The sequence below is a fragment of the Streptomyces sp. NBC_00210 genome (assembly GCF_045160975.1).
Classification (GTDB): Bacteria; Actinomycetota; Actinomycetes; order Streptomycetales; family Streptomycetaceae; genus Streptomyces.
Genome location: NZ_CP108120.1, coordinates 3,751,921 through 3,764,235, shown reverse-complemented (window position 1 = coordinate 3,764,235; position 12,315 = coordinate 3,751,921). Strand labels below are relative to the sequence as shown.

Here is a 12,315-nt window from a genome sequence, read left to right as displayed (position 1 = left end):
TCTTTCGGAACCCCCGTCTTCCGTTTGGCATCTAAACCATTGAGGTTTGGACGGGCTCTCCCGACCCGGGAGAGCGGGGGACGGGGGACACAGATATGCGTGACATCAGCCGAAGGGGCTTGCTGGGGGCGGGACTTGGAGCCGCGGCCGCGATCTCGATCGCGGGCTGCGGCTCGTCCGGTCTGGACGTAGGCGGACATACCGGATCGGGCAAGGATGGCGACGGGGGGAAGCCGTCCCCCTCCAAGCCCGAGGGCCGGCCCATCGGTGACGGCTCCACGTCCGACACCGGAAAGCAGCCCAACCAGCCGCCGAAGCCCGTTCCGCTTGAGCCGGGCCAGACGCCCCCGCAATTCGTCGTCTTCTCCTGGGACGGTGCGGGCGAGGTCGGCAACGGTCTCTTCCCGCGCTTCCTCGAACTGGCGAAGAATCACGACGCGGCGATGACCTTCTTCCTCTCCGGGCTCTATCTGCTCCCGGAGTCGAAGAAGACGATCTACCGCCCGCCGAACAATGGCATCGGCGCGTCCGACATCGGTTATCTCACCGACGGTCACATCAAGGAGACGCTGAAGTACGTACGCCAGGCATGGCTCGACGGCCATGAGATAGGCACGCACTTCAACGGGCATTTCTGCGGCGGCTCCGGATCGGTCGGCAACTGGTCGCCCGCGGACTGGCAGAACGAGATAGACCAGGCTGTGAAGTTCGTCACCGAGTGGCGTACGAACACCGGCTGGACGGACATCGATCCGCTGCCCTTCGACTACCGCAAGGAACTCGTCGGCGCCCGCACGCCCTGTCTGCTCGGCCAGGACAAGCTGCTGCCCACGGCGAAGAAGCTCGGCTGGCGCTACGACGCGAGCTCGCCCGGCGGCCGCCAGACGTGGCCCGTCAAGCGTCAGGGCCTGTGGGATCTGCCGCTCCAGCAGATGCCGTTCCCGGGGCACTCCTTCGAGGTGCTCTCGATGGACTACAACATCCTCGCCAATCAGTCGCAGAATTCGACCAAGGGCATGCCCGAGCGCTATCCCGGCTGGAAGAAGCAGGCCGCCGAGGCCTACCTCGCCGGATTCAATCGGGCCTACGAGTCCAATCGCGCGCCCTTCTACATAGGCAACCACTTCGAGCAGTGGAACGGCGGAATCTACATGGACGCCGTCGAGGAGGCTCTCAAGGGCATGGCCGGCAAGAAGGACGTACGGCTGGTCTCGTTCCGGCAGTTCTGCGACTGGCTCGACGTCCAGGACCCGCAGGTGCTCGCCAAGCTTCGTACGCTCGAGGTCGGTCAGTCGCCGGCCGGCGGCTGGAACTCATTCTTTAAGGCAGCTTGACAAGGTGCGTTACGGGCACCCAGGGGGTCGCGGAAAGATCCCCGGAACGGCCATGCGAAACTTTTCACATGAGCCTTGGTCGTGCCCCTCACGCTGCCGTGCTGACCGCCGTGGTCGCCGCCGGCGCGCTCACCCTGTCCGCCTGCAGCGGTGACTCCAACGGCAAGTCCGGCGGTGGCGGCAACACCAACTTCGTCACCAACACCGGCGGCATCTCCACCGTCGCGAAGGGGAAGCGGACGGCTCCCTACAAGATCTCCGGCGAGACCCTCGAAGGCAACCAGCTCGACATCGCCGACCTCAAGGGCAAGGTCGTCGTGATGAACGTCTGGGGCTCCTGGTGCCCGCCCTGCCGGGCCGAGGCGCCGTATTTCTCCAAGGTCTCCAACGAGACCAAGGACAAGGGCGTGGAGTTCGTCGGGATCAATACCCGCGACCACAACAGGAGCCCGGCGCTCGCCTTCGAGAAGGACTACTCGATCACCTACCCCAGCCTGTACGACCCGGTGGGCAAACTGATCGTCAATGGCTTCCCCAGGGGCAGCCTCAATCCGCAGGCCATTCCCTCCACGATCGTGCTGGACCGTGAGGGGAAGATCGCGGCGCGCTCGCTGAAGGCGCTCGACGACAAGGAACTCCACGAGATCATCGATCCGCTGATCGCGGAGAAGTGATCTCGTGCATGTTCTCGCTGCCGCTTCCGGCATGAATGAGACGGTCTTCGGCGGGGCGCTCGTCCTCGCCCTGCCCATCGCCGTACTCGGCGGGCTCGTCTCGTTCTTCTCGCCCTGCGTGCTGCCGCTCGTACCCGGCTATCTCTCGTACGTCACCGGCGTCAGCGGCAGCGATCTGGCCGAGGCCAGACGCGGCCGGATGGTGGCGGGAGCCTCCCTCTTCGTGCTCGGCTTCACCGCCGTCTTCGTCTCCGGCGGGGCCCTCTTCGGCTACTTCGGCTCCACCCTGCAAGGACAGAAGGAGATCCTCTCCCAGATCCTCGGGGTGCTGATGGTCCTGCTGGGCGTCTTCTTCATGGGGCTGATGCCCTGGCTCACCCAGCGGGAATTCCGCATCCACAAGCGGCCGGTGACCGGCCTGGTGGGTGCCCCGCTGCTGGGCGCGCTGTTCGGCGTCGGCTGGACACCGTGCATCGGACCGACGCTCGCGTCCGTGAACGCGCTGGCCGCCGAGCAGGCGAGCGCGGGCCGGGGGGCCATACTGACCGTCGCGTACTGCATCGGTCTCGGGCTGCCCTTCGTGCTCGCGGCGGTGGCCTTCCGCAAGGCGCTCGGCGCCTTCGGCTGGGTCAAGCGCCACTACGCCTGGGTGATGCGGATCGGCGGCGTCATGATGATCGCGACCGGTCTGCTGCTGCTGACCGGCGTCTGGGACGGCCTGGTGCAGGACATGCAGGGCTGGTCCAACGGCTTCACGGTGGGGATCTGAGTTCGATGAGCAAGACAGAAGCGACAGAGCAGGAATTCGGTGCGGCCGGGTCCCAGCTCTCCACCGCTCCCCAGGAAGAGCTCATCGGCGGGCCCACGCTCGGGATCCTCGGCTGGGCCCGCTGGTTCTGGCGGCAGCTGACCTCGATGCGGGTCGCGCTGATCCTGCTCTTCATGCTCTCGCTCGGTGCGATCCCCGGCTCGCTCATCCCGCAGAACAGCGTGGACGAGCTGAAGGTGCGGACCTTCAAGGAAGCGCACCGGACGGTCTCGCCGCTCTACGACAAGCTGCAGTTCTTCGACGTCTACAGCTCGGTCTGGTTCTCGGCGATCTACATCCTGCTCTTCGTCTCCCTCATCGGGTGCATCGTGCCGCGCTCCTGGCAGTTCGTCGGGCAGCTGCGCGGCCGCCCGCCGGGCGCCCCCGGCCGGCTGACCCGGCTGCCCGCGTACACCACGTGGCGTACGGAGGCCGAGCCCGAGCAGGTGCGTGAGGCCGCGCTCGCGATGCTGAAGAAGCGCCGCTTCCGTGCCCACACCGTCGGCGACGCGGTCGCCGCCGAGAAGGGCTATCTGCGCGAGGCCGGAAACCTGCTCTTCCACATCGCGCTGATCGTGATGCTGGTCGCCTTCGCCGCGGGACAGCTCCTCAAGTCCGAGGGCGGCAAGCTGATCGTCGAGGGCGACGGCTTCTCCAACACCCTGATCCAGTACGACGACTTCAGGTCCGGATCGCTGTACAGCACGGACGACCTCGTACCGTTCAGCTTCAGCCTGGACCGGTTCACCGGCACGTACCAGAAGAGCGGGCCACAGCGCGGTACCCCGCGCACCTTCGAGGCCGACGTCACGTACTCGCAGGCAGGCGGCCCGGACAAGAAGTCCGTCATCCAGGTCAACAAGCCCCTGGTCATCGACGGCACCAAGATCTTTCTGCTGTCCCACGGCTATGCGCCCGTCGTCACGGTCCGGGACGGCAAGGGCAAGATCGTCTTCAACGGCCCGGTGCCGCTGCTGCCCATCGACAACAACGTCACCTCGACCGGGGCGATCAAGGTGATGGACGGCTACCGCGACAAGAACGGCAAGAAGGACCAGCTGGGCTTCCAGGCCTTCTTCGTCCCGACCTTCGGCGGCGTGGGCAAGGGCACGATGTTCTCGCAGTTCCCGGGGCTCGAGTTCCCGGTGCTCGCGCTCACCGGCTACCACGGCAGCCTGGGTGTGGACGCGGGTCTGCCGCAGAACGTGTACCAGCTCGACACCAGCAAGATGAAGCAGTTCAAGGACGCGCACGGCCAGATCCTCAAGGCGCGGCTGCTGCCCGGCGAGAAGATGACCCTGCCGGACGGCGCGGGCTCCATCACCTTCGAGAAGGAAGTGAAGGAGTGGGCGAGCTTCCAGATCTCGCAGCAGCCCGGCAACGGCTGGGCGCTGACCGGTGCGATCTGTGCCATCGGGGGTCTGGTCGGCTCGCTGTTCATCCAGCGCCGCCGGGTCTGGGTCAAGGCCGTACGGGGCGATGACGGCGTCACCGTCGTCGAGATGGCGGGGCTGGGGCGCAGCGAGTCCCCGAAGCTCCCCGAAGAGCTGGCCGACCTGGCCATGACTCTGCATGCAGAGGCGCCGACCGCGCCGGAACCCGAACCTGAACCCGAAGACGTACCTGCCGAAGGGGCTGAGAAGTGACTCTCGCCGCCGCTACCAACGAAAATCTGGCGCACATCAGCAATGTGCTGGTCTATTCGTCGATGGCCGTCTACACGCTGGCCTTCTTCGCACACATCGCGGAATGGGTCTTCGGCAGCCGCAGCAAGGTCGGCCGCACGGCCGCCGCGCTGACCGGCACCGCCGCCGCGGCCGCCTCGGTCAAGGTCCAGGTGAAGCAGCAGGGCGGCGGCACCGCCGTACTGGACAAGCCGAAGATCGTCACCCGCTCCGCGGCCGGCACCCGGGACGTCCCGGACGGCCCCGGCGCGGCCGGCGGCACCGAGAAGGGCGACCTGTACGGGCGGATCGCCGTCTCGCTGACCGTCCTCGCCTTCCTCGTCGAGGCGGGTGGCGTCATCGCCCGCGCGCTGTCGGTGCAGCGGGCCCCCTGGGGCAACATGTACGAGTTCTCCATCACCTTCTCCACGGTGGCGGTGGGCGCGTACCTCGGCTTCCTGCTCGCCCGGAAGAACGTCCGCTGGATGGGGCTGCTGCTGGTCACCACAGTCCTGCTGGACCTCGGCATCGCCACCACCTGGCTGTACACGGACAGCGACCAGCTGGTGCCCGCCCTCCACTCGTACTGGCTGTGGATCCACGTCTCCACCGCTATCTTCTGCGGCGCGGTCTTCTACCTGGGCGCGGTCGGCACTCTGCTCTACCTGTTCCGCGACAGCTACGAGAACAAGCTGGCGAACGGCGGCAACCCGAGCTCCTTCGCCCGGTCCGTCCTGGAGCGGCTGCCCGCGGCCGCCTCGCTCGACAAGTTCTCGTACCGCATCAACGCCGCGGTCTTCCCGCTGTGGACCTTCACGATCATCGCGGGCGCGATCTGGGCGGGTGACGCCTGGGGCCGCTACTGGGGCTGGGACCCCAAGGAGGTCTGGTCCTTCATCACCTGGGTCGCGTACGCCTGCTATCTGCACGCCCGTGCCACCGCGGGCTGGAAGGGCCGCAAGGCAGCCACCCTGGCGCTCATCGCCTTCGGCTGCTGGCTCTTCAACTACTACGGCGTGAACATCTTCGTCACCGGCAAGCACTCCTACGCCGGCGTCTGAGGTAGGCGTCTGAGGTAGCGGACGCGCCGCCCGGGAGCGACGCTGGTGCCATGAGCGACGCGATCCCGCACGGCACCAGCGAGACCCGGGACGGCGGCGTACATCTACTCCACTTCGAGCTGCGTCTGCCGCACCCGGTGATCCGGACCTGGGCGGCGGTCGCCACGCCGGAGGGCCTGCCGACCTGGCTGGCCGCCGCCGACGTCCTGGAACCGCGGATCGGCGGGGCGGTCGCGCTGCACTGGCTCAACGCCGACGCGGAGGGCCGCCACACCGTCGCCGAGGGCACCGTCACGGCGTGGGACATGGAGCGGGTCGCCGAGTACACGGTCGGCGTCCACGGCCGGATCCGTTTCCATCTGGAGCGCTGCGGCGCGGACGGCACGGCGGGCACGACGCTCCGCTTCACCAATGAGTTCCGGGGCACGGACGAGCTGCGGCTGGACAACCTGGCGGGCTGGCACCACCACTTCGAGCTGCTGGCCGCGGCGTTGGAGGGGCGGCCGATGACGGGCGCGGACTGGGACGCGTGGACGCCGGACCGGTGGGAGCAGCTGCGGTCTCAGTACGCGGCGGTGGAGTACGGCGGACATTCGGGCCCCGCCGGCGATTGAGGCGCTGGGGGTCCCCCGGAACGGGCCGGGTCAGCCCGTCGTGATCGCGTCGAGCTGGGCTCGCAGATAGGTGTGCGAGTCGATGCCCCGTACCTGCGTGCCCGGGTCGCACTCGTAGAAGTAGACCAGCGAGATCAACTCCTCGGCCGGTACGTCCGCCGGCGGCGGCAGCACCCGGTGCCGGCCCGAGCGCCAGCGGCCGTTCGTCCAGCGGGCCATCAGATCCCCGATGTTGATGGTGAAGGCGTCGGGGTCGTACGGCGCGTCCTCCCAGCCGCCCTCGTCCGTGAAGACCTGGAGTCCGCCCCTGCCCGCCTGCCGGTCCAGGACCGTGACCGTGCCGAAGTCGGTGTGCGGGCCGATGCGGAACTGGCCCGGCTGCGGCTCGCCGAGCCGCTCCCGGCTCGGGTACCAGTTCACATTGAAGCCCCAGGTCGGATGCGTGGTGTGGCGGGTGAAGAAGGTCTCAGGCTCGCCCAGCGCGACACCGAGCAGCTCGAGGAGGCGGTCCGACAGCTCCCGCATCTGCCCGAGATACGTCTCCACCAGGGCCCTGAGCCGCGGCACCTCACCCGGCCAGGTGTTGGGCAGGAACCACTCGGCGTCCACCGCCGCAACGCCGGTCGGGTCCTCGGCCGCGAAGGACAGCGACTCCTTCAGGTCCGGCGGGGTCTCGGTGCCCTCCGCATAGCCGTTGGCCTCCGCGCCCGGGCCCAGCCAGCCCCGTCCGCCGACCCGCACGGCGTACGGCTCCTTCGCCTGCGGCGACAGCCGGAAGAACTCACCGGCCGCCTCCCGGATCTCCATCCGCAGCCCCGGATCGACACTATGCCCCGTGACCAGCAGGAATCCGGCGGTCCGCAGGGCCCGGTCGACGCTTGCGCCGATCCGCGCGCGGGCTGCCGGGTCCCCGGAGAACCAGGGGCGCAGATCGATCGTGGGGATCCTGGGTCCAGCCACCTCAGTCGTCCGAGTCACCGATGTCCTCGTTCCACAGCTCGGGGTTGGCCTCGATGAAGTCACGCATCAGGCTTCTGCATTCGCCGTCGTCCAACAGCACGATCTCCACGCCGCATTCGGCCAGCCAGTCGTGCCCGCCGTGGAAGGTGACCGCCTCGCCGATCACCACCCGGGAGATGCCGAACTGCCTGACCAGACCACTGCAGTACCAGCAGGGGGAGAATGTCGTCACCATTGTCGTACCCCGGTACGTGCGCTGCCGCCCGGCCGCCCGGAAGGCCGCCGTCTCCGCGTGCATCGACGGATCACCGTCCTGCACTCGCCGGTTGTGCCCGCGCCCGAGGACGGTCCCGTCCGCCCCGTACAGCGCGGCCCCGATCGGGATCCCGCCCTCGGCGAGCCCGGCCCGCGCTTCCTCGACGGCTGTCGCCAGCCACGTCTCGTACACACCCCGAAACGTATGCCATCGGCGGTGCCGATCGGGCCATCGGCAGGACGCCCCACTGGCTCGTGGACCGCCCAGGGACCCCGCTCGTAGCGTCATGGCCATGAACACAGAGAGCAAGGGCACCCTCGAACTGACCGCGGCCATGGTCCTGTCCGGCACGCTCGGCATCTTCGTCGTCGAGTCCGGCGCGTCGGCCTTCAACGTCGTGTTCTTCCGCGTCCTCTTCGGCGCCCTGGCCCTGGGCGGCTACGTGCTGGCCCGCGGCTACTTCCGCGGCCACGGCTTCACCCCGAAGAAGCTCTCACTGGCCGCGCTCGGCGGCCTGTTCATCGTCTTCAACTGGGTGTTTCTCTTCGAGTCGTACGAGAACACGTCGATCTCGGTGGCGACGGTCGTCTATCACACGCAGCCGTTCTACGTGGTGCTGCTGGGCGCCCTGTTCTTCCGTGAGCGCCTGACCGCGGCGAAGGCGGGCTGGATCGGGCTCGCGTTCGCCGGACTGATCCTCGTCTCCGGGGTGACACCGGCCGACTTCGCCGGCGGCGGGGGCAGCTATCTGCTCGGCGTCGGCCAGGCACTCGCCGCCGCACTCCTCTACGGACTCTCGACGATCGTCACCAAGCGCATCACGGGTGTACGCCCCCACCTGATCGCCCTCGTCCAGGTACTCGTCGGTATCCCGCTGCTGCTGCCCTTCGCGGACTTCGGCGCCATGAGCGGGACCGGCGCGGACTGGGGGTGGCTGATCGGTCTCGGGCTCATCCACACGGGCCTGATGTACGTCCTGATGTACTCCGCGTACCAGAAGCTGCCCACCACGAAGATCGCCGTGCTCGCCTTCACCTACCCGGCCGTCGCGATGGTCGCCGACTGGGCGGTGTACGGACACCACATCGGCCTCGTGCAGGCACTCGGCGTCCCGCTGATCGTGCTCGCGAGCCTCAAGGTGAGCCTCGCCAAGTCGCCGCGCACGGTGGCTGGTTCGACTCCTGCTCCCGCACCAGTCGCATCGTCTCGTCGATGAACAGCCGCACATGGCGCGGCAGCCGCTTCCCCTCCCGCCACGCCACCTGCGTGGAGAGCTGGAACGACGGCTCCCAGGGCAGCGCGACGAGCGTTCCCGAGGCCAGCTCCTGGCGGACCGTCATCCGCGGCAGGAGCGCCACGCCGAGCCCGCCGGCCACACCCCGCTTGGTCGCCTCGATCGTGCCGAACTCCATGAAGGGCGGCGGAGAGCCGGTGCTCTCGCGCAGCTCCTCCTCGAAGAGATCGCGGTACGGGCAGCCCGGCTCCGTACCCACCAGCTGGACCTCCGCCAGATCGACGGTCGCGAGTTTCGCGGCCCCGGCCCCGGGCGCGCTCCTGCTCGCCGCCACGGCGAGCGCATGACCGGGCGCGCAGACCAGCACCAGCGGCTCGGCGGTCAGCACCACGGTCTCCAGGCCGGCGTGCTCCGTCTCGCGCTCCATCAGGAAGCCGATGTCGTACACGCCCTGGCGCAGCGCCTGCCGGGTCTCGTCGCCGAGCGTGGGCCGCAGCGACAGCTTCACCTGCGGATAGCGGTGGTGGAACAACTCGAGCAGCGCGGGCAGCCGGTAGGAGGTCAGCGACTCCATGGTGCCGATGTTGATCGCCCCGGCGGGCTCATCGGCGCCGGTGACGGCGGCCCGGGCCTCATCGTTCAGCTCGATGATCCGCCGGGCGTACGGCAGCAGCCGCTCGCCCGCCTCGGTGAGCCGGATCCTGCTGCCGAGCCGGTCGAAGAGCTCCGTGCCGAGCGAGGTCTCCAGCGAGCGGATCTGGCTGGTCACGCTCGACTGGGCGTACTTCAGCTCCCCGGCCGCCTGGGTGAAGCTGAGGACGGTGGCGACCTTCTCGAAGGTGACCAGCAGGCGCAGTTCCACGTCAGGACTGCTTGGGGTCGTCGCCGTTCTCGCGGCGCTTGAGCTCCTCCTCGCGGCGGCGCAGATCCGCCTCCCAGTCCTTGAGGAGCGCCTCGTCCTTCTTGTTCTCGTCCTTCAGCGACTTGAGGAAGTCGGGGTTGTCGTCGGGCGCGACCCACTCCGTGCGGTGGTTGCGGTGCCACTCGGACGGCGTGCTGCCGCCGCCGGAAGCCTTGCGCGCCCTGCCCGCCACCAGCCAGGCGATCGGGCCGATCAGCACTTCGCCGAAGAGCAGCACGATGATGACCCAGACCACCTTGGGCAGGTGCCGGACCTCCTGCTCGGGGGTGTTGAGGCAGTCGATGAAGGCGTAGATCCACAGCGCCAGGACCAGAAGGAAGGGCAGATACCGGAGCATGGTGGTGCAATCCCCCCGGGGAGCGATGGTGGGGCGCGGCGGGCCCCGGTGACCGGGCCAGGGTAGCGGGTACCGGATACTGGACAGCATGGCTTACGACGATCTTCGCTCCCTGCTCCGGGCGCTGGAGCGCGAGGGAGACCTCAAGCGCATCAAGGCCGAGGTCGATCCCTGTCTGGAGGTCGGGGAGATCGTCGACCGCGTGAACAAGGTGGGCGGACCCGCCTTGCTCTTCGAGAACGTACGCGGGTCGGCGATGCCGCTCGCGATGAACGTCTTCGGGACCGACCGCCGGCTCCTCAAGGCGCTCGGCCTGACGTCCTACTCGGAGATCAGCGACAAGATCGGCGGGCTGCTCAAGCCGGAGCTGCCGCACGGCTTCGTCGGGGTCCGCGAGGCCTTCGGGAAGCTCGGCACGATGGTTCACGTGCCGCCGAAGAAGGTGAAGAACGCGCCGGTGCAGGAGGTGGTCCTGCGCGGCGACGACGTCGATCTGTTGCAGCTGCCCGCACTGTTCACCTGGCCGGAGGACGGCGGGTCCTTCTTCAACCTGGGCCTCACGCACACCAAGCACCCGGAGACGGGGGTGCGCAATCTCGGTCTGTACCGCCTCCAGCGCCACGACCGGAACACCATCGGCATGCACTGGCAGATCCACAAGGACAGCCGCAACCACTACCAGGTGGCGGCCAAACGCGGTGAACGGCTTCCGGTCGCGATCGCCTTCGGCTGTCCGCCCGCGGTGACGTACGCATCGACCGCGCCGCTGCCCGGCGACATCGACGAATATCTCTTCGCCGGCTTCGTGCAGGGCAAGCGGATCGAGATGGTCGACTGCAAGACGGTGCCGCTCCAGGTCCCGGCGAACGCCGAAGTCGTCCTGGAGGGCTGGCTGGAGCCCGGCGAGATGCTGCCGGAGGGCCCCTTCGGGGACCACACCGGCTTCTACACACCGCAGGAGCCGTTCCCGGCGCTGACCATCGACTGCGTCACGATGCGCACGCGGCCGCTGCTCCAGTCGATCGTGGTCGGCCGGCCGCCGACGGAGGACGGGCCGCTGGGGCGGGCGACGGAGCGGTTCTTCCTGCCCCTGCTCAAGATCATCGTGCCGGACATCGTGGACTACCACCTGCCCGAGTCGGGCGGCTTCCACAACTGCGCGATCGTCTCGATCGACAAGAAGTACCCCAAGCACGCGCAGAAGGTCATGCACGCGATCTGGGGCGCGCACATGATGTCGCTGACGAAGCTGATCGTGGTCGTGGACGCGGACTGCGACGTGCACGATCTGCACGAGGTCTCGTGGCGGGCGCTCGGCAACACCGACTACGCCCGTGACCTGACCGTCGTCGAGGGCCCGGTCGACCATCTCGACCACGCCTCGTACCAGCAGTTCTGGGGCGGCAAGGCGGGCATCGACGCGACGAAGAAGCTCCCCGAGGAGGGGTACGTCCGGGACGGCGGCTGGCCGAACATGGTCGAGTCCGACCCTCAGACGGCGGCGAAGGTCGACCGCCGCTGGAAGGAGTACGGCCTGTGAGCAGCGCTGCCGCAGCGGTACCGGGACCGGGCAGGACCAAGGCGTTCCTGCGGCTCGTCATGATCGAGCACTCCGTCTTCGCGCTGCCCTTCGCGTACATCGCGGCCCTCACCGCGATGTTCCGGCTCGACCAGAACATCCACTGGGGGCGGCTGCTGCTGGTCACGCTCGCCATGGTCGGGTTGCGTACGTTCGCGATGGCCTGCAACCGGATCATCGACCGCGAGATCGACGCCCGTAACCCGCGTACCGCCGGGCGCGAGTTGGTGACCGGTGCGGTCTCGGTCCGGTCCGCGTGGACCGGCGCGCTGATCGCGGTCGTGGTCTTCCTGGGCGCGGCGGCCGCCCTGAACCCGCTCTGTCTCGCGCTCGCCCCCATCGCCGTGATCCCGATGGTGGTCTATCCGTACGGCAAGCGGTTCACGAACTTCCCGCACGCCATCCTCGGCCTCGCCCAGGCCATGGGCCCGGTCGGCGCCTGGATCGCGATCACCGGGCAGTGGTCCTGGGACGCGGTGATCCTCGGTCTCGCGGTCGGTGTCTGGATCGGCGGTTTCGACCTGATCTTCGCCTGCCAGGACGTCCAGGCGGACCGCGCGCACGGCGTGCTGTCGGTCCCGGCCCGCTTCGGCATCCCGGCGGCGCTGTACGGGGCGCGGGCCTCGCACGTCGTGACGACGGTGCTGCTGGTCTGGTACGCCCTGGCGACGGATGCGGGCGGGTTCTTCTGGACGGGCCTGGTGATCGTCTCGGTGGCCTTCTTCTACGAGCACTCCATCGTGACCCCGCACGACCTGTCCCGTCTGAACCGTGCGTTCTTCACGGTGAACGGTCTGATCGGGATCGTCCTTTTCGTGTGCGCGCTGCTCGATCTGCTGGTGCGCGGCCTCACTGTGTGACCGGCGGATAGG

At 68.4% G+C, this 12,315-nt stretch carries 13 protein-coding genes; 9 read left to right on the top strand and 4 right to left on the bottom strand.

Translation table 11 applies throughout. The features are described 5' to 3' along the window. The first annotated feature begins 95 nt into the window (after positions 1-95). The 6 genes from OG729_RS17040 to OG729_RS17015 all read left to right on the top strand — a co-directional run bounded on the left by OG729_RS17040 (position 96) and on the right by OG729_RS17015 (position 6,155). Positions 96-1,334, top strand: coding sequence for a hypothetical protein (locus OG729_RS17040; RefSeq protein WP_405806891.1), 1,239 nt, complete (start codon positions 96-98; stop codon positions 1,332-1,334). Between the two features lie 68 nt (positions 1,335-1,402). After that, positions 1,403-2,008 (top strand): TlpA family protein disulfide reductase, encoded by a 606-nt coding sequence (locus tag OG729_RS17035; protein WP_405806890.1) that lies wholly within the window; start codon positions 1,403-1,405, stop codon positions 2,006-2,008. A gap of 31 nt (positions 2,009-2,039) precedes the next feature. Continuing rightward, complete coding sequence (locus tag OG729_RS17030) at positions 2,040-2,777, top strand: cytochrome c biogenesis protein CcdA (protein WP_360874361.1); 738 nt, start codon at positions 2,040-2,042, stop codon at positions 2,775-2,777. Between the two features lie 5 nt (positions 2,778-2,782). Continuing rightward, complete coding sequence (locus tag OG729_RS17025) at positions 2,783-4,462, top strand: cytochrome c biogenesis protein ResB (RefSeq protein ID WP_360874358.1); 1,680 nt, start codon at positions 2,783-2,785, stop codon at positions 4,460-4,462. Continuing rightward, entirely contained in the window at positions 4,459-5,541 is a 1,083-nt protein-coding gene (gene ccsB / locus OG729_RS17020; protein ID WP_405806888.1) for a c-type cytochrome biogenesis protein CcsB, read from the top strand. Before OG729_RS17025 ends, ccsB begins: the two co-directional genes overlap by 4 nt. Before the next feature lie 50 nt (positions 5,542-5,591). Next, complete coding sequence (locus OG729_RS17015) at positions 5,592-6,155, top strand: SRPBCC domain-containing protein (protein ID WP_405806887.1); 564 nt, start codon at positions 5,592-5,594, stop codon at positions 6,153-6,155. Positions 6,156-6,185: 30 nt separating this feature from the next. Here the strand turns inward: OG729_RS17015 and OG729_RS17010 are convergent, their stop codons facing one another. Then, entirely contained in the window at positions 6,186-7,115 is a 930-nt protein-coding gene (locus OG729_RS17010; RefSeq protein ID WP_405806885.1) for an isopenicillin N synthase family dioxygenase, read from the bottom strand. A gap of 1 nt (position 7,116) precedes the next feature. Next, positions 7,117-7,563, bottom strand: a complete 447-nt coding sequence (locus tag OG729_RS17005) for a nucleoside deaminase (protein WP_405806883.1) — start codon at positions 7,561-7,563, stop codon at positions 7,117-7,119. Positions 7,564-7,663: 100 nt separating this feature from the next. Between OG729_RS17005 and OG729_RS17000 the strand changes: the two genes are divergently transcribed. Continuing rightward, on the top strand, positions 7,664-8,587 hold the full coding sequence (locus OG729_RS17000; RefSeq protein WP_405806882.1) for a DMT family transporter: 924 nt from the start codon (positions 7,664-7,666) through the stop codon (positions 8,585-8,587). Here OG729_RS17000 and OG729_RS16995 read toward each other — a convergent pair. Together OG729_RS16995 and OG729_RS16990 are read right to left on the bottom strand one after the other, a co-directional pair. Then, positions 8,505-9,467 carry a LysR family transcriptional regulator gene (locus tag OG729_RS16995; RefSeq protein WP_405806881.1) on the bottom strand — a complete coding sequence of 321 codons (963 nt, stop codon included), beginning with the start codon at positions 9,465-9,467 and terminating at the stop codon, positions 8,505-8,507. The two genes, OG729_RS17000 and OG729_RS16995, sit on opposite strands and share 83 nt — an antisense overlap. A gap of 1 nt (position 9,468) precedes the next feature. After that, a complete protein-coding gene (locus tag OG729_RS16990) occupies positions 9,469-9,864 on the bottom strand; it encodes a PLD nuclease N-terminal domain-containing protein (RefSeq protein WP_360874338.1) in 396 nt (131 codons plus the stop codon). An 88-nt stretch (positions 9,865-9,952) separates the two neighbouring features. Between OG729_RS16990 and OG729_RS16985 the strand changes: the two genes are divergently transcribed. Together OG729_RS16985 and mqnP are read left to right on the top strand one after the other, a co-directional pair. Continuing rightward, entirely contained in the window at positions 9,953-11,404 is a 1,452-nt protein-coding gene (locus tag OG729_RS16985) for a menaquinone biosynthesis decarboxylase (protein ID WP_405806879.1), read from the top strand. Beyond that, positions 11,401-12,303: a menaquinone biosynthesis prenyltransferase MqnP gene (gene mqnP / locus OG729_RS16980; protein ID WP_405806877.1), complete on the top strand. Its 903-nt coding sequence runs from the start codon at positions 11,401-11,403 to the stop codon at positions 12,301-12,303. The genes OG729_RS16985 and mqnP overlap by 4 nt, the downstream gene beginning before the upstream one ends. Positions 12,304-12,315 lie beyond the last annotated feature (12 nt).

What these genes read in the sequence shown, in the direction of transcription:
- OG729_RS17040 (WP_405806891.1), top strand. Translation starts at nt 96, where the DNA reads ATGCGTGACATCAGCCGAAGGGGCTTGCTGGGGGCGGGACTTGGAGCC.
- OG729_RS17035 (WP_405806890.1), top strand. Translation starts at nt 1,403, where the DNA reads ATGAGCCTTGGTCGTGCCCCTCACGCTGCCGTGCTGACCGCCGTGGTC.
- OG729_RS17030 (WP_360874361.1), top strand. Translation starts at nt 2,040, where the DNA reads ATGAATGAGACGGTCTTCGGCGGGGCGCTCGTCCTCGCCCTGCCCATC.
- OG729_RS17025 (WP_360874358.1), top strand. Translation starts at nt 2,783, where the DNA reads ATGAGCAAGACAGAAGCGACAGAGCAGGAATTCGGTGCGGCCGGGTCC.
- OG729_RS17015 (WP_405806887.1), top strand. Translation starts at nt 5,592, where the DNA reads ATGAGCGACGCGATCCCGCACGGCACCAGCGAGACCCGGGACGGCGGC.
- OG729_RS17000 (WP_405806882.1), top strand. Translation starts at nt 7,664, where the DNA reads ATGAACACAGAGAGCAAGGGCACCCTCGAACTGACCGCGGCCATGGTC.
- OG729_RS16990 (WP_360874338.1), bottom strand. Translation starts at nt 9,864, where the DNA reads ATGCTCCGGTATCTGCCCTTCCTTCTGGTCCTGGCGCTGTGGATCTAC.
- OG729_RS16985 (WP_405806879.1), top strand. Translation starts at nt 9,953, where the DNA reads ATGGCTTACGACGATCTTCGCTCCCTGCTCCGGGCGCTGGAGCGCGAG.